The organism is Streptomyces aureoversilis (assembly GCF_042657885.1).
Lineage (GTDB): Bacteria > Actinomycetota > Actinomycetes > Streptomycetales > Streptomycetaceae > Streptomyces > Streptomyces aureoversilis.
Map to the genome: position 1 here is coordinate 220,950 of NZ_JBHSKJ010000014.1, position 26,563 is coordinate 247,512.

The 26,563-nt window shown below is 73.8% G+C and carries 22 protein-coding genes; 7 read left to right on the forward strand and 15 right to left on the reverse strand.

Annotated elements, in window-relative coordinates:
• Nucleotides 1–70: 70 nt before the first annotated feature.
• Together ACFPP6_RS24435 and ACFPP6_RS24440 are read right to left on the reverse strand one after the other, a co-directional pair.
• Nucleotides 71–1,141 carry a S1 family peptidase gene (locus ACFPP6_RS24435; RefSeq protein ID WP_382046145.1) on the reverse strand — a complete coding sequence of 357 codons (1,071 nt, stop codon included), beginning with the start codon at nt 1,139–1,141 and terminating at the stop codon, nt 71–73.
• 496 nt (nt 1,142–1,637) lie between these two features.
• Entirely contained in the window at nt 1,638–1,823 is a 186-nt protein-coding gene (locus ACFPP6_RS24440) for a hypothetical protein (protein WP_382046148.1), read from the reverse strand.
• A 182-nt stretch (nt 1,824–2,005) separates the two neighbouring features.
• On the opposite strand from ACFPP6_RS24440, the gene ACFPP6_RS24445 reads away from it, so the two are divergent.
• A complete protein-coding gene (locus ACFPP6_RS24445; RefSeq protein WP_382046150.1) occupies nt 2,006–4,975 on the forward strand; it encodes an AfsR/SARP family transcriptional regulator in 2,970 nt (989 codons plus the stop codon).
• Between the two features lie 21 nt (nt 4,976–4,996).
• Here the strand turns inward: ACFPP6_RS24445 and ACFPP6_RS24450 are convergent, their stop codons facing one another.
• From ACFPP6_RS24450 to ACFPP6_RS24500, 11 genes are all read right to left on the reverse strand, one after another.
• Nucleotides 4,997–5,521 (reverse strand): DUF4231 domain-containing protein, encoded by a 525-nt coding sequence (locus ACFPP6_RS24450; protein ID WP_382046153.1) that lies wholly within the window; start codon nt 5,519–5,521, stop codon nt 4,997–4,999.
• Nucleotides 5,522–5,559: 38 nt separating this feature from the next.
• A complete protein-coding gene (locus ACFPP6_RS24455) occupies nt 5,560–6,303 on the reverse strand; it encodes a glycerophosphodiester phosphodiesterase family protein (RefSeq protein ID WP_382046156.1) in 744 nt (247 codons plus the stop codon).
• Between the two features lie 20 nt (nt 6,304–6,323).
• Nucleotides 6,324–7,478 carry a patatin-like phospholipase family protein gene (locus tag ACFPP6_RS24460; protein WP_382046159.1) on the reverse strand — a complete coding sequence of 385 codons (1,155 nt, stop codon included), beginning with the start codon at nt 7,476–7,478 and terminating at the stop codon, nt 6,324–6,326.
• Complete coding sequence (locus ACFPP6_RS24465) at nt 7,475–8,512, reverse strand: hypothetical protein (protein ID WP_382046162.1); 1,038 nt, start codon at nt 8,510–8,512, stop codon at nt 7,475–7,477. The genes ACFPP6_RS24460 and ACFPP6_RS24465 overlap by 4 nt, the downstream gene beginning before the upstream one ends.
• Nucleotides 8,509–9,414: a hypothetical protein gene (locus ACFPP6_RS24470; protein WP_382046165.1), complete on the reverse strand. Its 906-nt coding sequence runs from the start codon at nt 9,412–9,414 to the stop codon at nt 8,509–8,511. Before ACFPP6_RS24470 ends, ACFPP6_RS24465 begins: the two co-directional genes overlap by 4 nt.
• A gap of 8 nt (nt 9,415–9,422) precedes the next feature.
• On the reverse strand, nt 9,423–11,249 hold the full coding sequence (locus tag ACFPP6_RS24475) for an Hsp70 family protein (RefSeq protein WP_382046168.1): 1,827 nt from the start codon (nt 11,247–11,249) through the stop codon (nt 9,423–9,425).
• Nucleotides 11,250–11,518: 269 nt separating this feature from the next.
• Nucleotides 11,519–12,304, reverse strand: coding sequence for a 3-oxoacyl-ACP reductase FabG (fabG, locus tag ACFPP6_RS24480; RefSeq protein WP_382046170.1), 786 nt, complete (start codon nt 12,302–12,304; stop codon nt 11,519–11,521).
• Nucleotides 12,301–12,573 (reverse strand): acyl carrier protein, encoded by a 273-nt coding sequence (locus tag ACFPP6_RS24485; RefSeq protein ID WP_168094871.1) that lies wholly within the window; start codon nt 12,571–12,573, stop codon nt 12,301–12,303. The genes fabG and ACFPP6_RS24485 overlap by 4 nt, the downstream gene beginning before the upstream one ends.
• A 76-nt stretch (nt 12,574–12,649) precedes the next feature.
• Nucleotides 12,650–13,636, reverse strand: coding sequence for a beta-ketoacyl synthase N-terminal-like domain-containing protein (locus ACFPP6_RS24490; RefSeq protein ID WP_382046175.1), 987 nt, complete (start codon nt 13,634–13,636; stop codon nt 12,650–12,652).
• Complete coding sequence (locus tag ACFPP6_RS24495; protein WP_382046178.1) at nt 13,633–14,790, reverse strand: beta-ketoacyl-[acyl-carrier-protein] synthase family protein; 1,158 nt, start codon at nt 14,788–14,790, stop codon at nt 13,633–13,635. The genes ACFPP6_RS24490 and ACFPP6_RS24495 overlap by 4 nt, the downstream gene beginning before the upstream one ends.
• Entirely contained in the window at nt 14,787–16,562 is a 1,776-nt protein-coding gene (locus ACFPP6_RS24500) for an AMP-binding protein (RefSeq protein ID WP_382046181.1), read from the reverse strand. The genes ACFPP6_RS24495 and ACFPP6_RS24500 overlap by 4 nt, the downstream gene beginning before the upstream one ends.
• 329 nt (nt 16,563–16,891) lie before the next feature.
• On the opposite strand from ACFPP6_RS24500, the gene ACFPP6_RS24505 reads away from it, so the two are divergent.
• From ACFPP6_RS24505 to ACFPP6_RS24530, 6 genes are all read left to right on the forward strand, one after another.
• Nucleotides 16,892–18,598 (forward strand): class I adenylate-forming enzyme family protein, encoded by a 1,707-nt coding sequence (locus ACFPP6_RS24505; RefSeq protein WP_382046184.1) that lies wholly within the window; start codon nt 16,892–16,894, stop codon nt 18,596–18,598.
• Nucleotides 18,595–19,053: a hotdog fold thioesterase gene (locus ACFPP6_RS24510; RefSeq protein WP_382046187.1), complete on the forward strand. Its 459-nt coding sequence runs from the start codon at nt 18,595–18,597 to the stop codon at nt 19,051–19,053. Before ACFPP6_RS24505 ends, ACFPP6_RS24510 begins: the two co-directional genes overlap by 4 nt.
• Before the next feature lie 120 nt (nt 19,054–19,173).
• Nucleotides 19,174–20,655 carry an MFS transporter gene (locus ACFPP6_RS24515; protein WP_382046190.1) on the forward strand — a complete coding sequence of 494 codons (1,482 nt, stop codon included), beginning with the start codon at nt 19,174–19,176 and terminating at the stop codon, nt 20,653–20,655.
• Between the two features lie 114 nt (nt 20,656–20,769).
• A complete protein-coding gene (asnB, locus tag ACFPP6_RS24520) occupies nt 20,770–22,623 on the forward strand; it encodes an asparagine synthase (glutamine-hydrolyzing) (protein ID WP_382046192.1) in 1,854 nt (617 codons plus the stop codon).
• A 131-nt stretch (nt 22,624–22,754) separates the two neighbouring features.
• Nucleotides 22,755–23,417, forward strand: a complete 663-nt coding sequence (locus ACFPP6_RS24525) for a hypothetical protein (protein ID WP_382046195.1) — start codon at nt 22,755–22,757, stop codon at nt 23,415–23,417.
• A 72-nt stretch (nt 23,418–23,489) separates the two neighbouring features.
• Nucleotides 23,490–24,071, forward strand: coding sequence for a DUF4291 domain-containing protein (locus ACFPP6_RS24530; protein ID WP_382046198.1), 582 nt, complete (start codon nt 23,490–23,492; stop codon nt 24,069–24,071).
• A 69-nt stretch (nt 24,072–24,140) separates the two neighbouring features.
• Here the strand turns inward: ACFPP6_RS24530 and ACFPP6_RS24535 are convergent, their stop codons facing one another.
• Nucleotides 24,141–24,983, reverse strand: coding sequence for a hypothetical protein (locus tag ACFPP6_RS24535; RefSeq protein WP_382046201.1), 843 nt, complete (start codon nt 24,981–24,983; stop codon nt 24,141–24,143).
• 354 nt (nt 24,984–25,337) lie between these two features.
• On the reverse strand, nt 25,338–26,563 hold a 1,226-nt coding region (locus ACFPP6_RS24540), incomplete at its 5' end, for a tetratricopeptide repeat protein (protein ID WP_382046204.1).

The window sequence follows — 26,563 nt, forward strand, 5'->3', positions numbered from 1 at the left end:
GAGGAGTGCGTCACCGCACGGCGTCACCGCACGGCGTCACCGCACGGCGTCACGCCGGCGCCTGCCGGCCTCAGGGCAGCTGGGCCCCGTACGCCTGCAGCGCCGCCGGTACGGGCTGGAAGAACGTCTCCCCGCCGCCGGAGCAGTCGCCGCTGCCGCCCGAGGTGAGGCCGAGGGCGGTGGCGCCGTCGAAGAGGGCACCGCCGCTGTCGCCCGGTTCGGCGCAGACCGAGGTGCCGATCATGCCCTCGACCGCCCCCTCCTCGTAGTTGACGGTCACGTCGAGGGCCGTGACCTCGCCGCCGTGGACCCGGGTGGTGCTGCCGCTGCGCTGCACCTTCTCGCCGACGACGGCTTCCCCGGCCTTGCTGATGTTCTGCGTGCCGCCGTTGTAGAGGTTCACCGCGCTCGGGTGGGCGATGGTGGACGTGTAGCGGACGAGCGCGTAGTCGTGGCCGGGGAAGGACGAGCTCTCGACCACGCCGATCTGGGCGCCGCCCTGGGTCGCGGACCAGGTCCGCGAGGCGTTGCCGCAGTGCCCGGCCGTGAGGAAGTACGGCTTGCCGCCCTTGGTGACGTTGAAGCCCAGCGAGCAGCGCACGCCGCTGCCCCAGATCGCGTCGCCGCCCGCGATGAGCGGACGGAACTTCCCTGCCGTTCTCTTGACCGCGACCTTGTCGCCGAGCCGTGCGACGGCCTTGTCCAGCCGGTCCTGCCGGGCGCCCGTGACCGTGCTGTCGGCGGTGACGACGACCTTGTTGGAGCGGGGGTCCACCGACCAGGCCGTGCCCGGAACAGCCGCCTCCGCCTTCAGCGTCCGCAGGGCCGAGGCGAGCTCGGCGGCCGAGTGGCGCACGGTCCTGGGTTCGGCGCCGGCGGCCCGTACCCTGGCCGCCGCCTCCTGGTCGACGACGCCGACGACGAGCCTGCCGGTCCCGGCGTCGTAGTACGAACCGGCCGAGTCCGCGCCGAGGTCGGCGGAGATCTGCCGGGCCAGCTCCGCGGCCTGCGGCGAGGAGAGCTGACGGGGCGCCGGCGAGGACGCGTGCGCGCCGGGGAGCGTCAGTGCAGCGGCCGTCAGGACGACCATCGCCGCGCCGGCGCCGGCCGTACAGCGCGTGGAGATGCGGGAACGTTTCACTCGTGACCTCCTGTGGGGGAGTGCCCGGCGGCACGATGGTGCCCGGGCGTGGAGGACGTGCGGGTGCGATGCGCGTGCGTGACGCACGTGCGCGACCCGTGTGCGTGACGCGTGGGTGATGCGCATCGGTGAGGACACGGCGCGCGACAGGCCGATGAGATCGTCGCGTCCATGTCAAGAACGGGATACGGGCGAGTATCCCGACGGGACAGGCGGAAGTTCAAGAGCGACATTCGGTCGTGCGAAGGGTGCCGGCCGCAGTCCCCCGGCGGCCCAGCGGCACCGGAAGCCGTCCCCCTGAACGGGAGTGACGGGCGTGGACGGCCGCCGGGCGGTGACCGGACACAGCGGGCCGCGCCTGTCCGGTATTCGCTTCCCGAGGGTCGCCCATGGAGCGGCGCCGGTGCGTTCTTTGCTCAGTCTTAACGACCGGGGCGCCGCAAAGGGAAGGCCGGGACCCGCCGTTCGCACGGCGGAACCCGGCCCTGCCTTGCGGTTACTGCGCCCCCGTCGTGTGGGTCGGACGGATCGGGCCGCTGCCGCCCTGGCTCTGCGGCGCGGCGCCCTCCGCGTGCTCGACCGGCTTGTCCAGCTCGGACGCGAGCGCCTGCTCGGACGGCGTGGCGGGCTGCTCGGCGGGGGCCCCGGCCTGCTCGGTGCTCTTGGGGTCCTCAGCGGTCATATCGAAAACTCCTGTGTCAGGCGCGCTGTGATGCGCATGGAACAACTGTGCCTGCAGTATGTAACGGCGCCATCAACGGACGATCAACGGCCCCTCACCCGTCCTCTGCTCCCTTGCCGGGCGCTGAGGTACTGTCACCATCTGTCGCCGGACAGAGCCGGCAGGGCACGGTCGGGGGAAACATGCGGGACACAACAGAGCCGTCCGCAGACCGGCTCCATTTCCAGCTGCTCGGCCCGGTGCGCGCACTGGCGGACGGTCACCACGTGGACCTGGGCGCGCGCCAGCAGCGCGCCATGCTCGCCGTCCTCCTGCTGCGCGGCGGCGCCACCGTCTCCAGCGACGAGCTCATCGACGCCCTCTGGGGCGAGGCCGCACCGCCCCAGGCCCTGGGCACCGTCCGCACGTACGCCTCCCGCCTGCGCACCCTCCTCGAACCCGGGCGCGCCGCCCGTACCCCCGCGACCGTCCTCGTCTCCGTCGCCGGCGGCTACGCCCTGCGCGTGGCACCCGAGCGCGTCGACGCGCTCGTCTTCGAACGCCTCCTCGCCGAGGCCACCGCCGCCCACGCCGCCGGTGACACCGCGACCGCCCACGCCTCGTACGCCGCCGCCCTGGACCTCTGGCACGGCGCCGCGCTCGCCGGTCTCCCCGGCCCCTACTGCGAGCGCCAGCAGGACAGGCTCTCCGAAGCGCGCCTGGCCGCGCAGGAGGGCCTCTTCGACTGCGGGCTCGCCCTCGGCCGCCACGCCGAACTGGTCCCCGAGCTCACCTCGCTCACCGCCGAGCACCCGCTGCGCGAGCGGCTGCGCGCCCAGCTGGTCCTCGCCCTCTACCGCTGCGGCCGCCAGGTCGACGCGCTCGCGGCCTACGCGGAGGCGCGGCGGCTGCTCGTCGAGGAGCTCGGCGTCGAGCCCGGCCCGGAGCTGACCAGACTGCACGCCCAGGTGCTCGCCGGCGACCCCGGGCTCGCGCTGCCCGCCGCCGGAGCCGCGGCCGCGCCCGGCAGCGGCGAGGCGCGCCGCCCGGCCGGAGCCCCCTTCCAGCTGCCCGCCGGCATACCCGACTTCACCGGCCGCGAGGACCTGGTGCGCGACGTGCACGGCGCGCTGACCGGCGCCGCCGGACCCGCCGTGATGATCGCCATGCTCACCGGCATCGGCGGCGTCGGCAAGACCACCCTCGCCGTCCACACCGCCCACCTGGCCCGCCCCGCCTTCCCCGACGGCCAGCTCTACGTGGACCTGCGGGGCGCCGGCTCCGACCCCGCCGACAGCGGCAGCGTCCTGGCCCACTTCCTGCAGGCTTTGGACGTCCCCGAGACCGACATCCCCGACGACCTGGAACAACGGGCGGCCCTCTACCGGTCCGTGCTCGCCGACCGGCGCGTGCTGCTCCTCCTCGACAACGCCCGCGACGCCGCCCAGATCCGCCCGCTGCTGCCCGGCACCGCCGGCTGCGCCGTGCTCGTGACGACCCGTTCCCGGGCCATCACCCTCGGCGGCGCCCGCCACTTCCACATCGGCGTGTCCAGCGAGCCGGAAGCCCTTTCGCTGCTGGCCGCCATCGCCGGCGAGGAGCGGGTCGCCGGGGAGCCGCGCGCCGCCAGGGACCTGGTCGCCTCGTGCGGCCACCTGCCGCTGGCCGTGCGCATCGTGGCCTCCCGCCTCGCCTCCCGGCCGGGCTGGACGCTCGCCTCGCTCGTCGCCCGCCTCGACGACGAGCGCCGCCGCCTCGACGAGCTGCAGGCCGGCGACCTGACGGTGGAGACCACCTTCCGGCTCGGCTACACCCACCTGCCGTCCGACCAGGCCCGGGCCTTCCGCCTGCTGGCCCTCGCCGACGCCCCCGACCTCCCGCTGGCCGCCGCGGCCGTCCTCCTCGACCGCGACGACTTCACCGCCGAGGACCTCGCCGAGGGCCTCGCCGACGCCGGCATGCTGGAGTCGTACGCCCCCGGCCGCTACCGCTTCCACGACCTCCTGCGGCTCTACGCGCGTCGCCGGGCCGAGCGCACGGAATCGCCGCAGGAGCGCAGCGGGGCCGTCTCGCGCCTTCTCGACCACCTGCTCGCCACCGTCGGCAACGCCTCCCGTGTCCTCGAACCCGACCACGCCCTGCACCGCCACCTGCACCCCGTCGCCGCCCCCGGCCTCGCCTTCGCCGACGCCGACGAGGCCCGCCAGTGGCTGCGCCGCGAGCACATCACGCTCGCCGCCACCCTCGCCCAGGCCGTGCGCGAACTCCCCGGCGCGCTGCGCGCCGCGGGCGATCTGCTGCTCACCTGGTCCGGCCTCATCGAGGGGCCCGCCCACCGCGACGAACTGCGCCGCCTGTCCGAGCTGACAGCCGCCGCGGCGCGCGGGGCGGCAGACCCGTGCGTCGAGGCCCGCGCCCGGTACACCCTCGGCAACCTGCACTACCTCACCGACGTGTACGAGGCCGCCGAGCGGGAGCTGTCCGAGGCGCTGCGCCTCGCGGAGGCCGCCGGCGACCCCATGTGCCGCCACCTCGCCGCCAACGCCCTCGGCATCCTCTGCTTCGCCACCGATCGCCCCGCGCGCGCCCTGCCCCTGCTGGAGCAGGCCCGCGTCCTGTGCGACGTCCTGGGCGACAGGGGCAGCGAAGCGCGGGTGCTCGCCAACACCGCCCGCGTCCGCCTCGCGCTGGACCAGCCCGGCAAGGCCGAGCGCGACGCCGCCGAGGCCGTCCGCCTCGCCGAGGCCACCGGCAACGGCCCGACCGTCGCCCTCACGCTCTACCAGCACGGCTGCGTCCTCCACAGGACGGGCCGCCCGGATCTGGCGGCCCGTCAACTGCGCGACGCCCTCGGCTACTTCATCGAGCAGCAGCAGCGTGGCTGGGAAGGGCTGGCCTGGGCCCGCCTCGCGGAGTGCCGGCTGGCCGAGTGGCGTGACAACGATGCCGTCTCCTGCGCCGAGCAGTCCCTGCAGATCGCCCGCGAACTGGGCAAGGCCTACTGCCAGGGCCTGGCCCACGCCGTCCTGGGCCGGGCCCTGCCCCGCCTGGGCGATCCGTCCCGGGGCCAGGAGCACCTGCGCGAGGCCCTGGCCCTCTTCGAACGGCTGGGCGTCCCGGAGGCCGCATGGGTGCGCACCCTCCTCGCGGAGACGCCGGCACCGACCCGGTGACCCGCGGGAACGGGCTCTCCGTCAGCGGACGGCGCGGTTCGGGGCGCCGCCGTTCACCGGCTGAGGGGCCGGGCCGGGGTCGGGGAGGTTCTTGAAGAACTCCGAGGACTCGCGGCGGCGGATGCGGAACACCGCGTCGAGCAGGGCGTTCGCCGACCGGGACGAGCCGTCGGACCCGTCGGGCCCGAGTCCCCCCGCCCTCCAGGCGAGATAGACACGGGTGAGCTCGATCTCGGTCTCCCGCAGCAGGATCCAGGAGACGTCCCAGCGGTAGAGGCTCTTGAGCGCCGTCGTGATCGCCACCAGGAACCCCGCCCCGGAGACGGCCACGGCCTTGCCCGGGAATTCGAGGGCGGTCAGCACGGGCAGGGCCGCGCCGACGAGGATCACCACGGCACCGCTCAGCCGGTAGAGCCGCCGGTGCCACCCGGCGCGGACGTCGTAGAAGTCGATGACGTCCAGGACGTACCGCTCGGTGGCGGCCGTGAAGCCCTCCTCGGAGTTGCGCCAGCGCGGCGCGGCCGCTCTCAGGCCCAGTTTCCTCAACACGCTTTCCCCCAAGTCCACAAGGCTGACAAGCAAGTTCACAAGGCTGACACGGGCAGGTACCCGGAGAAGAAGACGTTGCTCACCGACTCCCGCGCGGCGCGCTCCTCCTCCGGCGAGTGGACGGTCCATCCGATGACGGGAAGGCCCCGCCGCTGCCAGAAGCGCAGGGCCCGCGACGGCAGGGCCTCCAGTTCGAAGCTGATGAAGCCGGGGCGGGAGACGGCGTTGGTGACCATGGAGCGGCCGGCGGCGCGCAGCACCGGCGGCGCGGACCGGAGGGCGCCCGCGATCTGCCCGACGGGCACGCCGGGGAGCAAGCGCACGAGCCGGTGGACCGTGCGGGGGTCGAAGGACTGCACGGCGGCGCAGCCGTCGTAGCCGCGGAGCGCCGCCGCCACGGCCCGCTCCAGGCCGGACGCCCCGGCCACGCCCCACCGGCGGACGTCGACCATGACGGGCACGCGGCCGGCCACCAGGGCGAGCACCTCGGGCAGCGTGGCGGGCACGTGGCCCGCGAGGGCCGAGGAGGCCACCGCCCGCAGTTCCCCCAGCCGCAGGGAGGTGACGGGCAGTTCACGGCCCGACGGCAGGCGGACCGCCGCGTCGTGCACGACGGCGAGGGCGCCGTCCCTGGTCAGCTGCACGTCGAGCTCGAAGGGGACGCCGTGCTCGACGGCGCGCCGGAACGCGGCCATCGAGTTCTCCGCCACGGCGTCCGGGCCCCCGTGCAGGCCCCGGTGCGCGATCGGCCGGCTCAGGTGCCAGGGGAGATCTCGCACGGTGCCCTCCGGAGCGGTCGTCACGACGGTGTGGCGGGCCGGGGGGCGTCGCACAGCCGCTGGAACGCCGCGAGCATGCGGGTCTCGGCCCGGGAGAGGGAGTTGTGCACGCCGAGCAGGTGGTGGAGCTCCTCGAAGCGTACCCATGCGTCGCGGTAGCCGAGCCGGCGCAGCGCCTGGACCCGGTCCGGGGAGAAGGACAGCAGACCGGTCAGCGGCCCCAGCGGGCCGGGCGGGACGATGGGCACGCTGGGCCGGATGTCGATGCGGGTGACGCGGCTCGCGGCGTGCGAGCTCACGACGGCGTCCGGGTGCAGGTGGACCACCACCACGACCTCGCAGTGCTCCTGCTCCGCGAAGGCGCGCACCGGCGTGCGGTCGCCGGGGCCGCCGAGCCCGCCGTCGAGGTAGGCGCAGCCGTCGACCACGCGCGAGGGGAAGATGAACGGCAGCGCCGCGCTGGCGAGCACGGCTTCGCGGATCTGGTGCTCCGGATAGCCGTTGATCGGCAGGACGTCGCCCCGCGCGCCGCCCAGCCACCGCAGCACCTCCATGAGGTGGCGCAGCCGTACGGGCAGCGACTCCGTGCGGGCCAGCGGGTAGGCGACCACCCACAGGGGCCGGCCGGCCCGGATCGCGGACGCGTCCACCGCCTCGTTCACCAGCTCCTCCAGCAGGCCGACCCGGCGGCGCAGGCCCAGCAGCCGCGGGGCGAGCAGCCGGGCCTGCCGGGCCGTGCCCTCGGCCGCCGCCCCGGCCGCGTCGAGCGGCAGGCCCTGGTCGGCGAAGGGTGCCACGCCCGACTGCGTGGAGAAGCGCTCCCAGAACTCCGCCAGGCGCAGGGTGCCGGTCTTCAGGTCCGGGGCGCTGGCGAGCACGGCGCCGTTGAGGGCGCCGATGCTGGTGCCGGCGACGGCCGCGATGTCGAGGCCCATCTCCGCGAGGTAGTCGCAGACGCCCAGCTCGTAGGCGCCCTTGGCGCCCCCGCCGGCCAGCACCAGGCCGATGCGCAGGGAGCCGGCCGGCCGGAACGGCGGCCGGCTCCCGGGCGCCGTGGCGGGGTCGTCCGGGCCCGGCGCCGCCGTCGGCACGGGGGCGGCGTGCCCCGGCGTCACGCTGCCCGCGCGCTCCGCCCACGCGGAGAAGGTGCGCTCGACGTCCTGTGCGTCACTCACGTCCTGCCACCGCCCTGTCCACCGTCGTCGGACTCCGCGAGCTTGCGGAGCCGGATCCGCCGCTGACGCGCCTCCGCGAACTGCTCGGCCACGATGCGCCGTACGAGCTGCTCGACGCTCAGGCTGGACGGCAGGAAGAGGTCGCCGCTGCCGCTGCTGTCGCGCAGGGCCTGCCGCGCGGCCTCGTCGGCTTCGGCCCCGGCCACGGCCAGCTCCGCCGCCCGGGCCAGGGCTGAGGTGAGCGGCCCGGCCGCGTCCGACAGCTCGTCCGGCACGCCCAGGCCGAGCAGTTCGGCCACCATCAGCCGGTGGTTCTCGCCGGGCAGGTCGCGGACGGCGGTGGTGAGCATGGCCGGCAGCGACTTGACCCCCTCGAACCAGGGCACGGGCGGGTCCTGCAGCATGCGCTCGGTCAACTGCCGCTGCATGAGGGCCTCTCCGCCGCCGAAGGCGTACGTGCCGGCCGGGCCGGAGGCCACCTCGCGGGCGAGCAGGACCGCTCCCACCAGCCAGGGCAGGCCCGGGTCGGGCCGCGGGTGGCGCCAGCGGCGGGCCGCGGCGTCCATGGCCGTACGGGCCTCCAGCGCCGCCAGCCGGCGCTCGTGGTCGGACAGGAAGCGGCCCGTGTCACTGGCCAGCCGCGCCAGGACGGCCCCCAGCTCGCCGATCGCGTCCGCCGACCACTGGGTGGACGTCTCGACGCACTCGATCCGCTTCTTCGCGTCGTGCACCTCTTCCGAGACCTCGGCCACCACGAGGTCGGTCACGGTCATCCGCTCGCTGAGGTGCGTCAGCCAGCGCAGCGTGAGCTTCTGGGTGCTCAGCATCCGGTCGCGGACGGTGCGTTCGCGTATGCGGTCGCGGCCGGTGGCGCGGCCGAGCAGGCGGGCGAAGAAACCCTCGCGGGCCCCGGCGCGCGCCAGGTCGTTCGCGGTGTGCAGGTCGTTGGTCAGTTCGAGGAGCAGCCGGTCGTCGACGAGCGGCACGCCGCGGGCGACGATCTCCAGGGAGAGGGTGTCCTCGGGGGCCGTCACGGTGCCTCGTCCGGGACCAGGAAGACGAACGCCTTCAGGTGGTGCTCGGGCGCCTCGCCCTTGACGGCGTAGGAGGGCGCGACGACGAAGCCCGGGGAGCCGCTGTCCTGTCTGTTGTACGGCTGGTAGTCGCCCTCGGCGAGGGCTTCGACGCCGGTGTCGAACTGCAGGGTGGCGGGCAGTTCGACACAGGCCATGTCCCGGACGATGCCGTTGGCCGCCTCCACGGCCTTGCGCAGCCGGGGTTCGACACCCTCGGTCGCGTAGCCGCGCTCCGCCAGCGCGGACAGCACGCCCTCCGTGGCCGCGGCCGCGCCCTGCTGGGCCGGGGCGAAGAGGAGGCGCACGGTCTCGGCGACGGCGCGCGCCCGAGCGGCCGGCATGCCGCCGGCGATCCGGTCCCACTGCCGGGCGTCGGCGGGGCACAGCTCGCGGGCGAGGTTGCGCAGGTCCTGGTCGACCAGCCGCTGGTAGCGCTCCTTGATCTGGGAGTGGCGCCGGTGCATGTCGCTCGGCGCCTCCCCGGTGGCGATGGCGTCGCGGACCCCCGCGGAGCGCAGCCGGTCCAGCAGGGTCTCCACCTGCCGGATCCGGGCCTCCAGGTGTTCCACGCGGGAGGCCATGACCGTCACCCCGTCCGACATCTGGCCCACCGTCTCCCGCAGGCGCGTGATGTCGTGCTGCGCGGAGCCTGCCCTCCTGGACTTGGCGGTCTGCTGCTCGGCCCGCGCGTCCACGCCGTGCTGCCACGACTCCACCGCCACCAGCCGCTCGTGCAGGTCCCGCAGCTGGCCGAGCCACCACTCCTGCGAGTACTGCCCGCTCGTCGCCGCTCGCATGGAGGGGGCGGCGGGCTGCTCCTGAGGGGCCTCGTGCTCGTTCCACCCGTAGTGGTCGTACATGGCTCGGCTCACCTTCCTTGCGGGGCGTCGGGGCGGTCGGTGCTGCCGCGGCCGTAGAGGTCGTCGAAGGCGACGTCGGCGCTGCGGGCGGCTCCGGACCGGCGGTCGCGGACCTCTACTTGGATCTCCGTCGTCCCGAAGGAGAACGCGACGTCCAGGGAACGCTGGCTCGTGGGCAGCCCGACCGAGCCGGAGATATCGGGAATGACTTTCCCGATGGCTTCGCAGCCCTCCTCGTCCGTGTATTGCGGGTCGTGTGCGTACGTGGCGTGGATGGTCACCTGGACCGAGGTCCACTTGGGGAATACCGCCACGGTGTTCAGCGCCTGGTGATCGGTCGGAACGAGATCGCCGCGCCGGGCCATCACGACGAACCGGTCATTGCACTTCTCGTTTCCGTCGTCGTCGATGAAGAATTTCTCCTGGGGGTCGATGCCGTGCCGGAACGGCATGCTGCAGCCGAATCCGTAGGTGTATTTGGAGCGCCGTCCCCAGATGATGGACGGGTCGTAGGCGAAGTGCACGGCGCCGCCGAGAACGGCGACCGCGGGGTCCATCGGCGTGATCACCCGGACTTCGTGTCCGAAGCGCTGGGCGATGCGGTCGCGGAGGTAGGTGGAGCGGGCGAATCCGCCCACCAGCAGCATTTGTTCGCGCCCCACCGGCGGCCCGTCCCCGGACGCGGCGGCCCGCTGCCGTTCGATGGTGCCGAGGATGGGGCGCACCACGGATTCGAAGAGCTTCGTGACCTCGTGGGCGGTGATCTCGATGTAGTGCGTCTCGCCCGAGGCGAGCACCGTCAGCCGGGACCTGGTCGTCTCGTCGAGGGCGTCCCAGATCTTGCCGGGGATGCTGACGAGCACCGTGTCGCTGATCACGGGGGTGCCGTCGGCGGCGGTCTCGGAGACCAGCCGCACCTTCTCGGTCTCCCATTCCGACTCCAGCTGACCGACCTCCTTGGGGAAGGCGGCGACGAGCTGTTTGAGCTGCTGCTCCCCGAAGCGGTCGGTGAGGATGCCGGTGACGAAGGCGTGGTTGACGTAGGCGGAGCCGAGGCGGTCGCCGTCGGCGACGCGGGTCTCCTTGAGCTGCCCGGGGCCCACGCCCTCGGCGCGGATCTGGTAGCTGGTGATGTCGACGGTGCCGCCGCCGCAGTCGACGACCATGAACCGGCTGCCCGGGGTGTCGACCTCCAGCTGCCCCTCGGGGCGGTCCGGGCCGAGCACGGTGCCCGCGTTGAGCGCGCAGTAGACCGCGGCGGCCTCGGGCTCCTGCACCAGGAGCAGCCGCTCGGCGTCCCCCGGCAGCCCGGCCGAGACGGCGGCCGTCCGCATGAACTGCCGGTCGGCCTCGGTCCACATGGCGGGGATGGTCAGGCACCAGCGGATCTCGTCGGCGGTGTAGGCCGCGCCGCCGACGGCGTAGCGGCCGATCTGGTCCAGCGCGGCCCCGCGGACGTGCCTGAGCATGGCGGTGACGAGGTCCTTGACGGTGTCACGGCGTGCCCCCGCCAGGCGGCCCTGGAACTCCGGGATGTCCGACTTTCCCTCGCGGCCGTGAATGGCCATCTTGAACTTGCTTGCGTAGCCGAAATTCTGGGGGTTCCCGCGGGCGAGTTCGCGGTCCCAGGCATTGCGTGCCTTTTCGCCGAACTTCACCGGTCGGCCCGCCCGGTCGACCAGAACGGCGCTCAGGTCCTTCGGGTAGGTGTGGCCCCCGGATTGTGTGAACGGCTGGTAGACCACGACCCGGTGTCCCGCCGCGTCCTGGAGCGCGGAGACGGTGGCCCAGGCGAATCCGGTGCCGTGCGTTCCGAAATCGATCGCGACGATCACCTTGGGTTTGAAAATCGCACCACGTGTTGACGGCGTCATGGCTCCCCCGAGCTCCGCACAGTTGCCGACAGGTGCTTGAGGGTACACGTCACTCCGGGTGCCCGGGAGTCCATTCGCGGAATGGCTTCCACCTGTACGCGGCGGAGCTCCGCAGAATGGATTCCCTTGGTATCGGCACCGGTTGGGGGACGCCGGGAACGGGGGCGGGAGAGCGGCTGCGCTATTCGTAGATATATCCGTTCGATCTTTCTCCGGTGGCGTTCGGTGTGTTATCCCGGTAAACCCCCGTTGATCTCGACGACCTGACCGGTGATGTACGAGGCCCGGTCCGACACCAGGTACGCGACCAGGTCGGCCACCTCCTCCGCGGCGCCCGCCCGGCCGAGCGGGATCTGCTCCAGGTGACGCTTCGTCACCGCCTCCGGCAGGGAAGCCGTCATGTCGGTGGCGATCAGCCCCGGGGCGACGACGTTGGCACGGATGCCGTACCGGCCGGCCTCCTTGGCGAGCGAGCGGGTGAAGCCGATGATGCCCGCCTTCGAGGCGGAGTAGTTGGTCTGCGTCGCACTGCCGCTCACGCCGGCGATGGAGGAGAGGGTGACGAACGCCCCCTTGCGGCGCTTCATCAGCGGGAAGACGGCCGCGCGGCAGATGTTGTACGTGCCGTGCAGGTTGGTGTCGATGACCTCCCGCCACTCCTCGTCGGCCATCAGCGCGAGGGGCCGGTCGCGGGTGATGCCCGCGCAGGTGACGACCGCGCTCGGAGGGCCGAGCTCGCGCACGGCCGCGGTGACGAACTCCCGGGCCGCGCCGGCGTCCGCCACGTCCGCCTGCCGCGCGTACACCCGGGCGCCCGCCGCCAGGGCCGCCTTCGCGGCGGCCTCGGCGTCGTCGGAGTGGGAGCGGTAGCAGAAGGCGACGTCGTGACCGTCCTCGGCCAGCCGCGTCACCACCGCCCGCCCGATGCCGCGCGAGCCGCCGGTGACAAGGGCCACCGGCCGCGGTGCGGCACCGGGCGGAGGGCCGCTCCGCGCGGTGCCGGCCGCCGCGCTCATGCCGCGGACCGGCTCGCGACCCGGTCCCGCACCAGCTCGGCGATCCGCCGGAAGGAACCCAGGTCCGCGAGGTCGGAGTCGTCGATGCGGATGCCGTACTGCTCCTCTATGCGCACGGCGATCTCCAGGGAGATCAGCGAGTCCACGTCGAGGTCCTCCTTGAAGCGGGCGTCGTCGGTGACCTCCTCGACGGGGAGTTCGAGGGCGTCGGCGACCACGGCGCGGAGCTCTTCGACGTCGAGGGGGGAGGTCGTGGGCTGAAGGGTCATGGCGGGTCTCCGGATTCGGGAGTCGGGTCTTCGATACGTGAAGTGAAATGCGATCGGGAAAAGGCGAGTTGACCGGTCAGGGAGCGGTGAGCAGCAGCGCCGCCGCGGCATCGTCGCCGGCGCTCCCGGCCGAGGCCAGGACCGCGCCGTCCTTCGCGCCGTCTTCCGCGCGGCGGTCGAAGTGGGCGACGGCCGCGGCGCACTGCAGCACGCCCAGGGCCCCGGAGCAGCGGCCGAGCCGGCCCGTCAGGTCGACGGCCGGCGCGCCCGCAGGAGCACCGGCGGAGTCCTCGCCGGTCAGCCACATGCCGACGGAGGCGGGGGAGGCGCCCTGCAGGACGGAGGTCACCGCCGCGCCCGGGTCCGCGCCGCGCGCGTACGCGCCCTCGCCGATGACGGCCCGCGGCCGGGCACCGCGTGCCCGCGCCCGCGCCCGCGACTCCAGGACGAGGGCGACCGCGCCGTCGAGGACCGGGCCGCCCAGCAGCTTGGTGACGGCGTCGCCCGACGGCTCGACGCCGATGACGACGGCCGTCCCCGCGCGCCCCGAGGCGAGGGTCCCGCACGCCCAGTACACGGCGTCGAGCCCGCTGGTGGGGCCGTTGCACAGGGTGATGCTGGGACCGCGCAGCCCGTGGCGCATGGCGACGGAGCCGGCGATGACGTTGCTGGAGGTCTGCGGAAGGCCGAGGGGGCTCAGGCCGGTCACCGTGTCCCGCGCGATGACGTCCGCGAACGCGCAGACGCTGTCCAGGATGCCGAAGTTGGAGCTGACGAGCACGGCCGTGGTGTCGCCGTCCCCGGTGAAGGCCTTGCCGTCGTGCAGGCCGGCGTCCCGCAGGGCCGGTTCGGCGGCGCGCAGGGCGAGGCGCGAGGCGCGGTCCTTGTGCCGCATCTCGCGGCCGGTGAGCCCGGTGTGCGGGTCGAAGCCGCCCTCGCGCACGGCGCCGAGGAGTTCGTCGGGGAAGGTGAGGCCGGGGACGGCGAGCCCGACGCCGGTGACGACGACCTGGTGGGCCGCGGAGCCGCCCGCCGTCCGGTCGGTGTTCGCGCTGTCGCTCATCGCGCCGCCTCCACTATCGCCGCGGCGTTGATCCCGCCGAAGCCGAACGCGTCGACCTGGGCGAGACCGATGCCGGCCGCGGCCGCCGTGTCCTGGACCAGCCGCAGCCCCGCGGCCTCCTCGACCGGGTCGGCGAGCCCGAGCACCGGCGGCACCGTGCCCTGCCGGAAGGCCAGCGCCGCGACGACCAGGCTCAGCAGCCCCGAACCGCCCAGCGTGTGGCCGGTCATCGACTTGATGGCCGTCATCAGCGGCCCGCCGCCCCGGTGCCCGGTGCCGGGCCCGAAGATCTGCGAGAGCACCCCGGCCTCGGTGGAGTCGTTCTTGGGGGTGCCGCTGCCGTGCAGCATGACGAGGTCGATGTCCTCGGGGGAGACCCCGGCGCGCCGGTGGGCGTCGCGCACCACCCGGGTGATGCCCTCGGGGTCGGGCGCCGTGGGGTGGTGGGCGTCGCAGTTGATGCCGACGGCCCGCACGCGCGCGTGCACGCGCCGGCCGGGTGACTCCGCGGCGGGGACGCGCCGGACGACGACGGCCACCGCGCCTTCGCCCATCAGCATGCCCTTGTGCGAACGGTCGAACGGGCGCAGGGCGTCGGGGACGTCGTTCTGCACCCGGTCCAGCGTGCCGAAGGCGCTCTCGCCGATCGCGTCCGTGCCGGCCACCACGACGGTGTCCGCGGCCCCCGCCTCGATGAGGTCGGTGGCCATGGCCAGCGCGTACAGCGAGGCGGCGCAGGCGTTGGCGAAGGTGTACGTGCGCGTGGCGCCGAAGGCCTCCCGCAGCGCGGTGCCGAAGTGCAGGGAGGAGGGGGCCAGCGGGGCGCCGGCCCGCCACCACAGCTCGGCGCTGCGCTGTTCCTGAAGGGTCGTGCCGACCAGGACGGGGACGTCGCCGAGGTCGTGGGGGAGGCCCGCGTCGGTGAGGGCCTGGGCGACGGCCTGCCGCAGCCAGCGGGTCGCCCGGCCCGGTTCGTCGGCGCCGGGACGGGCGCGGTCGTCGACCTCGTACGCCTGCACAGCCCGGTACTTGGTGGTGTCGAAGGCGCGCAGACCGGCGAGTCCGCTGCGCCCCGCGCAGAGCGAGTCGAAGATCTCCTGCGGGGTGGCGCCGATGCTCGCGACCGCGCCCATCCCCGTGATGTCCCAGGTCATGACTGTCCCATCCGCTCACGCAGCCGGTAGGCGGCGAGCTTTCCGGTGGCCGTCGCCGGCAGGACGTCGACGAACTCGAAGCGGCTGGGCCGTTTGTACGGGGCGAGGCGGCTGCGGACGCAGGCCCGGATGGCGCGGCGGACGGTGTCCCGGTCGGTGCCCTTCGCGGTGACCGTGAAGGCCACCGAGCGCTGCAGCCCGTCGGGGTCGGGGGCGCCGACCACCACGCAGTCCGTGACCCCGTCGATCGACCGGACCACGTCCTCGATCTCGCGGGGGACGACCTTGTAGCCGCCGAGGTTGAGGATGTCGTCGGCGCGGCACAGGTAGGCGACGGTGCCGTCGGGGTTCCGGCGGACGATGTCGCCGGTGTACGCGCCGCCCGCGTCGAACGTCACCGCGTCGTCGCCGGCCCGGTCGACGTAGCCGAGGGAGACCGTGGGCCCGGCGATGTGCAGCCGGCCGTCCGTGCCGTCGGGCACCGGCTCCCCGCGGTCGTCGCGGACGGTCACGGTCACCCCGGGCACGGGCAGGCCGGCCAGCCCGTGCAGGGAGCGGTCCGGGGGTGTCGCGACGGCGACGTGCATGACCTCGGTCGCGCCCAGGCAGTTCATGACGTGCGCGCCGAAGGCCGCCTCGATGCGCCGGCTCAGCTCGGCCGGGCAGTGCTCGCCGGCGGTCAGGCACAGGCGCACCGACGACAGCGCGCCCGCGTCCAGGCGGTCGGCGGATTCGAGGAGGCCCGCGTACAGGCGCGGCACCGAGCACAGCACGCTCGGCCGGTGCCGGCGCAGGGCGGCGCTCACCGACCGCGGGTCGACGGCGCCGCGGAGGACGACGGCGCTCGCCCCGGCGGCCAGCGTGCACAGCACCGAGCTGCCGAAGCCGTAGCCGAACGACATCCGGGCGGTGGACAGCACGACGTCGTCGGGGCGCAGGCCCAGGACCGCGCCGTAGCCGTCGAGCATGGCGCCGATCCCGGTGGCGGAGTGCCGTACGCCCTTGGGCCGGCCGGTGGAGCCGGAGGTGTACTGGATCAGCCACTCGGCGCCGGCGGGGCGGGACGCCGCGGGGACGGGCGCTCCCGTGCGGTGGGCGGCCGTGGACCGGCCGGTGGCCAGGCCCTCCCGGACCTGATCCCCCGTCAGGACGGACAGGTGGGCGAACGCCTCCTGCAGCGACCGCTGCTGGACCGGGCCCGTGTCGAGGTGGACGACGCCCGCGCCGCAGTCGGCGGCGACGAACCGGATGTCCTCGTCGCCGAGCACCGGGCTCACCGGAACCGGCACGCACCCGTGCCACCACAGCCCGAGCACGGCAGCGACCGTGGCCACGGAGTCCTCGGCGACGATCAGCGCGCGGGTGCCGCCCGGCACGCCGAGCGCGTCCAGGGCCCGCGCGTAGCCCTGCGCGGCCTCGTACAGGCGGGCGTACGAGACGGTGCCGGCGTCCGGGTCGGTGTACGCGGTCCGCTCCCCGTGGCCCGCCGCGACGTGATCGCCGACCAGGCGGTCCACCAGGCCGCCCGCGCGCGGGCCCTTCGCGGCCAGCAGCTCCACCGCGTCCCGGACGCTGTCCATCCCCGCCGTCTCGTCGTCGCCGAGCGCGACCCCGAAGGTCTGCTCGATGCGCGCCGCGATCTCCACCTTCTCCAGGGAGTCGACCTTCAGGTCCTGGTGGAACGAGGCGTCGGCCCGCACGTCCGCCACGTCGAGGTCGAGGACGAACGCCACTATGTCGCGCAGCCGGTCGCCGGTATCGGATTTCCGCACAGGTGGCACTGTGTACTCCTTCTCGGGAACGTACGGCTACCGGTCACTACGGATTCCGGAGCACGCCGGAGGACTTTCCCGAACATAGCCACGGGCCTGTGACGGCCGAACCCGCGGCGGGGGAGTCCGTCAAGTGGAATCCGCCCCGGCCCGTCCCTCGCCCACTCCCCGTGGTTCAGGGTGACTTGACGGTCTATCCCGCCGCGGTTGGCGGGCCTCCGGACGGCGCGCCTAGCGTCGCCACCGGTGGGCCCGCACAGCGGACTGCCATGTTCCGGCACCCCCCGCCCCGCATGCCGATCCGTTCCGAATCCGAGGCCAGGTGAATGATGCCCCTCACATCGCACACGCTCCTCACACCGGAGGCCCGCCTGCGCCTCGTGGACCACCCCGGACTCGGCGGCGGCAACGCCTGGCGCGTGGCCGCCGAGACCAACCCCGCGGCCGACCTGCCGCTGCTCGCCGCCGACATCCCGCTGCTCAACACGGACGGCTGGCAGCAGACCGAGTTCAGCCTCAACCAGCTCGACGGCCTCGCCGAGGCGTGGGCCGCCTGGTACCACGACCGCGGCGTCCGGCCGCGCGACCGCGTCGCCGTCTACATCGAGGACTCCTTCGAGGACCACCTCCACCTCGCCGCCCTCGCCCGCATCGGGGCGATCGCCGTCCTCATCAACGGCCGGATGAAACCGGAACTCGCGCTCGGCCTGATCCGCCGCACCGCGCCCGTCGGCATCTACACCGACGCCCCCCGGCTGGCCCTCTTCGCCGGCCGCGAGCGCGAACTGCCCGTCGTCCGCTGGACCTGCACCCGCCAGGACGTCGGCATCCTCGGCAACCGCACCCTGCCCGCCGGCGCCGAGTACCGCCACGGCGCGGACGACCCCGTCGTCATCTGCCACTCCTCCGGCACCACGGGCAACCCCAAGCCCGTCGTATGGACCCACGCGCAGAGCATCGCGGGAGCCCGCTACCGGCTGGCCAACCCGCCCGGCCCCGAGACCTCCGTCGTCCTCGCCGCCTACCCCCAGTCCCACTCCAGCGCCATCGCCTTCACCTTCTACTCCCTGCTCGCCGGCGTCCCCACCGTCGGCTGGTCCGACCCCACCGGGCCCGGGCTCGCGCGCGGCTGCGCCACCTACCGGCCCGGCGTCGTCCTCGCCTTCAACGAGGCCCTCGCCCACCTCGCGACCTACGGGCCCGACCCGGCGGACTTCACCTCCGTCGAGGTGTGGGTCAACCTCGGCGACTGCGGCCACGACGCCCACATGCGGCGCCTGATGGAGCTCGGCCGCACCACCGTCGGCGACCGCACCGTCCCCGGTTCGGTCATCGACGACGGGCTCGGCTCCTCCGAGCTCGGCTGGGCCGCCCTGCGCCGCGAGATCACCCCCGACAGCCCGCCCCGCGCCCGCCACCTGGGCCGCCGCGTCCCCCTCTCCGAGGTCGCCGTCCTGCGCGAGGACGGCAGCCACGCGGACCCCGGCGAGGTCGGCCTGCTCGGCGTCCGCGGCGACTCCATCGCCCGCGGCTACTGGAACGACTCCGACACCACCTACCGCTCCACCCTCGCCGGCTACTGGCTCTCCGGCGACCTCGTCCACCGCACCGAGGACGGGGAGTACTTCCACGTCGACCGCGCCGTCGACCGCATCCGCACCGACGCCGGCGACGGCTACTCGGCCCTGATGGAGGAGGAGATCCTCCTGGGCCTGAAGGAGGTCGCCGACTGCGCGGTCGTCGCCGGGCACGACCAGGACCGGACGGTCCCCGTCGCCCTCGTCCGGCTGTTCGACGGCCGCGGGGACGCCGCGGACCTGCTGCGCCGGGCCAACGACGTCCTCGACCGGATCGGCCAGCCCCGGCTCGCCCTGCTGGAGATCGCGGCCTCCCCGGGCGACATCCCCCTCGGCCCCACGGGCAAGGTGCTCAAGCGGCAGCTGCGCGAGAAGTACGTGGCCCTGCACACCTACCGGCCCGCGGACCCCGCGGCCGTGGCCACGGCCGGCGACGGGACGGCGGTGACGCTCCGATGACGACCGTCACCCCCCGCCCCGCGAGCCTCCTCGACGCGCCGCCCGAGGACGCCGTCGCCTGGATCAACGCGGCGGGCGAAGGCACCCTGGCCGGCCGCATGGGCATCACCTTCCACGAGGCGACGCCGCAACGCCTGGTCGCCACCATGCCCGTGGCCGGCAACACCCAGCTCTACCGCATGCTCCACGGCGGGGCCTCCGCCGTGCTCGCCGAATCGCTCGGCTCGATCGGCGCCGTCCTGCACGCCGGCGACGGCCACATCGCCGTCGGCGTCGACATCAACGCCACCCACCACCTGGCGGTCCGCAACGGGACCGTCACCGGAGTCGCCACCGCGCTCCACCTCGGCCGGACGACGGCGACCTACGAGGTCGTCATCTCCGACGAGAACGGGCGGCGCCTGTGCACCGCCCGCATCACCTGCGCCATCCACGGCCGGCGCAAGAGCCGTTGACCCGCCGCCCTTGCGCCCGGCCCTGCCATCCGTAGCCAGCCAGCCAGTCCTGTCACCCGTACCGACCACAGGTCCGCGAACCGCGCCGTCCGCCGCGCGCGACCGGCGCCGAGGAGCCCCATGACCGACCAACTCGCCCCGCCCGCCGTGGCGGAGGCCTCGACCAAACCGACCGTACGCACCGGACCTACCCTCCTCGTCCTGCTGTCCGCCATGTTCTTCGCCCAGTTCGACTTCTTCGTGGTGAACGTCGCCGCGCCGTCGCTGGAGGAGAGCATCCACGCGGGACCCGCCGCCCTCGAACTCGTCGTCGGCGGCTACGCCTTCGCCTACGCGGCCGGCATGATCACCGGAGGCCGGCTGGGTGACAAGTACGGCTACCGGCGGCTGTTCGTCATCGGCACGATCGCCTTCGGCGTCACCTCGCTGCTGTGCGGCATCGCCGTCAACCCCGAGCAGCTCATCGCCGCCCGGCTGGCCCAGGGCCTCGCCGGCGCGGTGATGGTCCCGCAGGTCCTCGCCGTGATCACGGCGGACTTCCCCGACGAGCGCAAGCCCAAGGCCATGGCCTGGTACGGCGCCGCCGCCGGCCTCGGCTCCATCGCCGGCCAGGTCCTCGGCGGCGCGCTGATCGCCGCGGACTTCGCCGGGCTCGGCTGGCGGAGCATCTTCCTCATCAACGTGCCGTTCTGCGCGGTGATCGCGGCCGCCGCCATGCGCGTCCTGCCCGCCCGGACCCACCGGAGGCGCATCGGGCTCGACCCCGTCGGGGCGTCCGGCGTCACCCTCGCCCTCGCCCTGCTGCTCGTGCCGCTGACCATGGGCCACACCTCGGACTGGCCGGTGTGGACCTGGGTCAGCATGGCCCTCGCGATCCCCGTCGCCGTGCTGACCCTGCGCTGGGAGCGCACCCTCGCGCGCCGCGGCGGCGACCCGGTACTCGTCTTCCCGCTGTTCCGCAGCCCCTCCTTCCGGGGCGGCGTGATCGCGAGCGTCGCGTTCATGGTCTACTTCGGCAGCTTCATGTTCACGCTCACCCTGCTGCTGCAGTCCGGCATGGACCTCGGCCCGTTCCAGGCGGGCCTGGTGTTCTCCCCGATGGGCATCCTCTTCACCGCCACCTCGATGATCGGCGGCAGGCTCACCAACCGCTGGGGCATGAGCGCCCTCGTCGTCAGCAGCGCCGTGATCGTCCTGGGCCTGGTGGCCCTGGCCGTACGGCTGTACGCGGCCGGCGCCGACACCGGCCTGCCGTGGATCGTGCTGTGCCTGTGCCTGATCGGCGCCGGCAACGGCGTCGTCCTGCCCGCCCTCTTCGGCGCCGCGCTGATGCGGGTCCGGGCACAGGACGCGGGCATCGCCTCCGGCATCCTCACCACCACCCAGCAGTTCGCGAGCGCCGCCGGCGTCGCCGTCATCGGCGCGGTGTTCTTCGCCGTCGCCGGCAAGCACGCCACCGCCGCGAGCTGGGCCGACGCCATGGCCTGGGCCACCGCGATCAGCGTGCTGATGGTCCTCGTCGTGATGTGGATGACGTGGACCTTCCGGCGCTTCACCGACGGCGGGGAACGGCCCGCCGAGGTTCCCGCCGCGCACGTCTGACCAACCACCACGGCACCGCAGGGGTGCGGCTCTCCTCGCAGCCTTCCGCAAGGAGAGCCGCACCCCCTCTCACCCCAAGAGGCACACCGACAGGAGACAGGGAGACAGCACGCCATGTGCGGAATAGCAGGATGGGTCTCGTACGACCCGGCACACCCCGTCACCGCCGACACGGCCGACGCGATGACGCACACCATGGCGTGCCGCGGCCCGGACGCCCACGGCCTCTGGCTGGACGAGCGGGCCGCCCTCGGCCACCGCCGCCTCGCCGTCATCGACCCCGACGGCGGCAAGCAGCCCATGACCTTCGAACACGGGGGCCGGACGGTCGTCGCCCTCACCTACAGCGGCGAGGTGTTCAACTTCCGCGAGCTGCGGGCCGAGCTGGAGGGCCGCGGGCACGCCTTCCGCACCAGCAGCGACACCGAGGTCGTCCTGCACGCCTACCTCGAATGGGGCGAGGACTTCACCGAGCGCCTCAACGGCATGTACGCCTTCGCCCTGTGGGACGCCCGGATCCAGGAGCTGCTGCTGGTCCGCGACCGCATGGGCATCAAGCCGCTGTACTACCACCCCACCCCCGACGGCGTCCTCTTCGGCTCCGAGCCCAAGGCCGTCCTCGCCCACCCCGCCGTACGCCCCGCCGTCGATGCCGAAGGCCTCGCCGAGCTCATCGCCTTCACCAAGACCCCCGGCCACGCCGTCTACAAGGGCATGTACGAGCTGCCCCCCGGCCACACCCTGCGCGTCCGGCACAACGGCACCCGCCTGCGCCGCTACTGGGCCCTGGAGTCCCGCGAGCACACCGACGACCTCGGCACGACGATCGCCCGCATCCGCGAGCTGCTGGAAGACATCATCGCCCGGCAGATGGTCGCCGACGTCCCCCTCGGCACCCTGCTCTCCGGCGGCCTCGACTCCAGCGTCATCACCGCCCTCGGCGCCCGGCAGCGCACGGCCGAGGGCGGCGCCCCCGTGCAGTCCTTCGCCCTCGACTTCGCCCGCCACGCCGAGAACTTCACGGCCGACGACTGGCGGGGCACGCGCGACACCCCGTACGCCGAGGCCCTCGCCCGGCACGCCGGCTCCGACCACCGGGTCATCACCCTCCCGTCGTCCGCGCTGCTCGACACCGCGGCCCGCGAGGCCGTCATGCGCGCCCGCGACCTGCCCTTCGACCTCGGCGACGGCGACACCTCCCTCTACCTGCTGTTCAAGGCGGTGCGCGAGCAGTGCACGGTCGCGCTCTCGGGCGAGTCCGCCGACGAGGTCTTCGGCGGCTACCGCTGGTTCCACCACCCCGGCTCCGTGGCCGCCGACACCTTCCCCTGGCTCGCCCCGCCCTTCGGCACCGGCATCTCCGGCCCCGGCAGCGGCCCCGGCGAGGCCCTGCTGGACCGCGGCCTGCTCGAGAAGATCGACCTGCAGGGGTACCGGGCGGAGCGCTACCGCGAGGCCCTCGCCGAAGTGCCCCGCCTGCCCGGCGAGACCGGCCCGGAACGCCGCATGCGCGAGATCGGCTACCTGCACCTGACCCGGTTCGTGCAGTGGATGCTCGACCGCAAGGACCGGGCCAGCATGGCCGTCGGCCTGGAGGTCCGCGTCCCCTTCTGCGACCACCGCCTCGTGGAATACGTCTTCAACACCCCTTGGTCCATGAAGACCTTCGACGGCCGGGAGAAGTCCCTGTTGCGCGCCGCCACCCGCGACCTCCTCCCGCCCGAGATCGCCGACCGCGTCAAGGCCCCCTACCCCACCACGCGCGACCCGTACTACCTCGACGGCCTGCGCAGCGCGCTGAAGCGGGCCACCGAGGGCCCGGGCTCCCTCGTCCGCACGCTCCTCGACGGCCCCTCGCTGGCCGCGGCCACCGCCGACGACCCCCGGCCGGGCTACCGCACCGGCAGCGAACTGGTCCTGGCCCTGGACTTCTGGCTGCGGACGCACGACGTGTCGCTGGAATTCTGAGGACCGGGAGGCTGGAGGTGCCGCCCCCAAGTCGGCCAGTTGTCGACTGCCGGGCGGCACGCACAGCCACGACACTGCCAGGTGATTCCCGCGGCCGAGTACGGAGTACGTCGAGCACAGGGAGGCACCTGATGATCCATCTGACCGAGACCCTGGCCCTGCAGAGCGTCGAGGAGTTCCTGACGCCGGCGGAGCTCGGACAACTGGTCAAGATCATGGACAGCGAGATCGCGGCGACCGGATGGAAGCCGCGGCGCCAGGCCGAACTCCTCCGGGCCCCCGGGCTCGCCCAGGAGATCCTGCGCGCCGCCACGGCCCGCGCCCTGCACGTCCTGCAGCGCGCCCTGCCGTCGGTGGCCGCCGACGCCCGCTGGGACTACACCGAACTGACGGCGGGCCAGCACATACCGACCCACGTCGACGGGATCCCCGACCCGGCCGTCGCCCCCCGGCGCATCGGACGCATCGGCGTGGTCCTCGAAGACGCCGACGAGGGCGGCGAGTTCTACATCGAGACCACGGCCGCCCCGGCCGTCTGGACCGGAGCCGTCGTGGGCGAAGCCGAGGGCTACGCCCCCGGCACCCCCCTCACGCACCGGATGCCGCACCTGGGCGGCCACGAAGCCGTCCCCGCCTGGCTCCGCGACATCGACTCCACCCGCTGGGTCACCCCCACCCGCCCCGGCACCGCACTCGCCTACGGCGCGCAGGTCCTCCACGGCGTACAACCGGTCCGCGCCGGAAAACTGCGCAAGTTCGTCACCGACCTGCTGGACACCCCGGCACGAAGGTAGCCGCGCCGGCCGCAGCGGCCGCAGCGCGTAAATCGTTTGGCCAGGTCACCGGCGTCCGCACAGACTTGCCCCATGCAGGAGCCCTACCGCCGCATCCGGGCGGCGCACACCGACAGCACCATCACCGTCTACCAGGCCTACGCACCCCGCCTCGGCCTGCCCGCCGCCCGGGACGGCCGGTTCCCGGCCGCGTGGAAGCGGGACCGGATGACGTGGATCAAGCCGTCCTTCCTCTGGATGATGTACCGCTGCGGCTGGGCCACCAAGGCCGACCAGGAGTGCGTCCTCGCGATCGAGATCGACCGGGCCGGCTTCGACTGGGCCTTGGCCAACGCCTGTCTGTCCCACTACGACCGGGACGTCCACGCCGACCGTGCCGCCTGGCAGCGCGAGCTGAAGGCGGCGCCGGCCAGGGTGCAGTGGGATCCCGAGCGCGACCTGCACCTGAAGGCCCTGCCCCACCGGTCCCTGCAGCTGGGGCTCGCGGGCGAGGCGTCGCGTCGCTACGCCGACGAGTGGACCGTGTCCATCACGGACGTCACGCCCCTGGCCCGTGAGGTCCACCGGCTGGTCGTCGCCGGGGACCTGGACGAGGCGCGGCGCAGGCTGCCCGAGGAGCGGCCGTACGAGCCGGCCGGCGGGGCGTGCCCGTAGCGGGTTCATGGCCGGAATTCGCTTGTCGCTTCGCCATGAACCCGCCGATCGGCATGCTCGCGCCCCGGGTCAGTCCGGCGGCAGCAGCTCCGTGAGGGGCAGGGCCGCCGCGTCCTGCGGGGGCCGCGAGAGGTAGAGCGTCGTGTGGAAGTACCCCTCGGTCTCCTTGCCCCGGGGGTCCTCGCCCGCGGCCTCGACGGCCGCGACGGCGTACCGCTGCTCCTCCGCCCCGCTGAAGTGGCGCTGCGGGAACGTGCGGGAGGTGTACTTCTCCGTGCTCAGGCCGTGGGCGGCCAGGGCGTCGGCGATCGGCTCGTACGAGGCCGTCCGCAGCACGAACGAGGCCACCCAGGGCGGCCTGTCCGTGCCCGCGGTGAGGGCCTTGAGCGTCCTGGCGGACAGGAACGTGGTCCCGCCGGTGATGGTGATGAGCCGGGCCCGCCGCGTCTGCCCCAGCAGCTCGGCGCTGGGCTCGGCGGTCTCCAGGTTCTCGGCGAACCCCTCGTCCAGCAGCCCGACGGCCTGTGCGTAGGACACGGCCTGCGCGGCGACGTCGATGCCGACCACGCGGGCCGCCCCGGGCCGCCGGCGCGCCGCGAAGTACGCCCGGTCGTCCTCGATGAGCTCGGCCGTGGTGAGCGGCGCGACCTGCGGCGAGGTGTAGCGGGTGTAGAGCTCGTCCAAGGTGACGTCGTGGTTGAGGAGTGCCGCGTTGATGCCGTAGGAACAGCAGATGTCCACGACGGTCGGCGGTTCGTCGCCGGGCGGGCCCCCGAGGGTCTCGGCCATACGCCGGAAGACGCTCTGGGCATGGTGCGGTGTCTGGTACTCCAGAGGTCCCAGCACCGTGAAGTACGCCCGGGGGTCGGGCTGGTCGTAGATCTTGTCGAACGAGGTCATCCCGGAGGTCATCGCACAATTCCTCTCGCCCCTGGGGGCCGGCCGGACCGGCCCCGCTACAGGTAGAGCCTCCGGGGCCGAAAAGGGAACAGGGCAGGGATTGGATTCAGCCATTTTCGGCGAATGCGACGGCGCGGCGGGCATCGTCCTGCCCGGGGGCCCGGCACGAGGCCCGCCCGTGGGGGGCTCGCGGGAACAGGTCGCCTCCGCCCCGAAGCCGACCAAGGACTTTCTCGTCGCCCCCGACCTGGACGCCGCGACCATCCGCGACCATCCGCGGCAAGGCGGGCAAGGCGGGCAAGGCGGGCAAGGCGGGCAAGGCGGGCAAGGCGGGCAGGACGGGCGACCGGGCACCGCGTGGGGCCGTCACGCGGATTTGATCTCCGGCGGCCCGTCGGAGTCCGGTGCCGTGCGGAGGCGTTCGGCGGCGGCTCCTCGGCGGTCCCGGATCGCCCGGGCCTCCTGCCGGCAGGCCCGGGCCCGTTCGGCCTGGCCGATGAGGTCGAGCGCGCGGGCGAGCGAGGTCAGGACGTCGGCGAGCTGCCACCACGATCCGGGGCCGCGGAGCGTGGACAGGGCCAGTTCGGCAGAGCGTACGGCGTCCTCGGGGCGGCGGGCGGTCACGTGGACCTCGGCCATCCGGTAGAGCGTCATGCCTTCCCACCACCGCTGCCGGCTGTCCCGGAAGATGCCGAGCGCTTCCGTCAGCCGTTCCAGACTCTCGTCCGGGCGGCCGGCCTCCGCCAGGGCCAGCCCGAGCGCGTACAGTCCGTTGGCCAGGCGCCAGGACCCACTGACGCCCCGGTAGATGGCGAGGGCCGCCTCCGCCAGCTCCACCGCCCGGTCGGCGTCGCCCAGGCCCAGGTGGGCCCGGGAGAGGTTGGAGAGGACGCTGGCCTCGCCGATCCGGTTGCCGTCGGCGCGGAAGTAGTCGAGGGCCAGGCTGAAATGCGCCTCGGCGTCGCGGTAGCGCCGCTGGTAGATGGCGATGATGCCGAGCTGGTTCACGGCGTAGCAGCGGATGACCAGCGGGTCGTCGGTGGCGTCGCCGAGGAGCACCGACCGGCGGGCGTACTCGCCGGCCTCCTCCAGCTGCCCGGTGAACCTGTGCGCGTGGGAGAGGGCGATGCAGACCCGGCCCTCCGCCTGCGCGTCGCCGGCGGTTCGCGCCGCGGCCAGCACGGCCTCGGCGGCGTGGATGTAGGCGCTCCCGCTGATGCCCGCCTCCACGAGGTCCTTGGCGACGAGCAGCAGGTCGGCCGCCCGCGCCAAGGAGCCTCCTTCCGTCGCCTGCAGGCGCACGCAGGACAGGATGCAGGCGGCTTCGGTGGTCAGCCAGTCGACGGCTTCCCCGCCGTCCTCGAGGGCGAGCCCCGGCACCGCGGTGGGCGCCAGGTGGGCCACCAGCCGGTCCCCGGGCCGTGCGAGCGCGTAGGCCCGTGCGGCGGTGGCGAGGTAGAAGTCGAGCAGCCGCGAGAGGGCTGCCTCGCGCTCCGCGGGGGGCTGTTCGTCGCGTTCGGCGCATGCACGCGCGTAGAGGCGTACGAGGTCGTGGTAGCGGTACCGGCCGGGTGCGGCGGACTCCAGCAGGG

Bases quoted from the DNA above. Each gene is read 5' to 3' on its own strand.
- ACFPP6_RS24525 (WP_382046195.1), top strand. From the start codon at position 22,755: ATGATCCATCTGACCGAGACCCTGGCCCTGCAGAGCGTCGAGGAGTTC.
- ACFPP6_RS24445 (WP_382046150.1), top strand. From the start codon at position 2,006: ATGCGGGACACAACAGAGCCGTCCGCAGACCGGCTCCATTTCCAGCTG.
- ACFPP6_RS24470 (WP_382046165.1), bottom strand. From the start codon at position 9,414: ATGTACGACCACTACGGGTGGAACGAGCACGAGGCCCCTCAGGAGCAG.
- ACFPP6_RS24535 (WP_382046201.1), bottom strand. From the start codon at position 24,983: ATGACCTCCGGGATGACCTCGTTCGACAAGATCTACGACCAGCCCGAC.
- fabG (WP_382046170.1), bottom strand. From the start codon at position 12,304: ATGAGCGCGGCGGCCGGCACCGCGCGGAGCGGCCCTCCGCCCGGTGCC.
- ACFPP6_RS24510 (WP_382046187.1), top strand. From the start codon at position 18,595: ATGACGACCGTCACCCCCCGCCCCGCGAGCCTCCTCGACGCGCCGCCC.
- ACFPP6_RS24505 (WP_382046184.1), top strand. From the start codon at position 16,892: ATGCCCCTCACATCGCACACGCTCCTCACACCGGAGGCCCGCCTGCGC.
- ACFPP6_RS24485 (WP_168094871.1), bottom strand. From the start codon at position 12,573: ATGACCCTTCAGCCCACGACCTCCCCCCTCGACGTCGAAGAGCTCCGC.
- ACFPP6_RS24515 (WP_382046190.1), top strand. From the start codon at position 19,174: ATGACCGACCAACTCGCCCCGCCCGCCGTGGCGGAGGCCTCGACCAAA.
- ACFPP6_RS24530 (WP_382046198.1), top strand. From the start codon at position 23,490: ATGCAGGAGCCCTACCGCCGCATCCGGGCGGCGCACACCGACAGCACC.
- ACFPP6_RS24490 (WP_382046175.1), bottom strand. From the start codon at position 13,636: ATGAGCGACAGCGCGAACACCGACCGGACGGCGGGCGGCTCCGCGGCC.
- asnB (WP_382046192.1), top strand. From the start codon at position 20,770: ATGTGCGGAATAGCAGGATGGGTCTCGTACGACCCGGCACACCCCGTC.
- ACFPP6_RS24440 (WP_382046148.1), bottom strand. From the start codon at position 1,823: ATGACCGCTGAGGACCCCAAGAGCACCGAGCAGGCCGGGGCCCCCGCC.
- ACFPP6_RS24495 (WP_382046178.1), bottom strand. From the start codon at position 14,790: ATGACCTGGGACATCACGGGGATGGGCGCGGTCGCGAGCATCGGCGCC.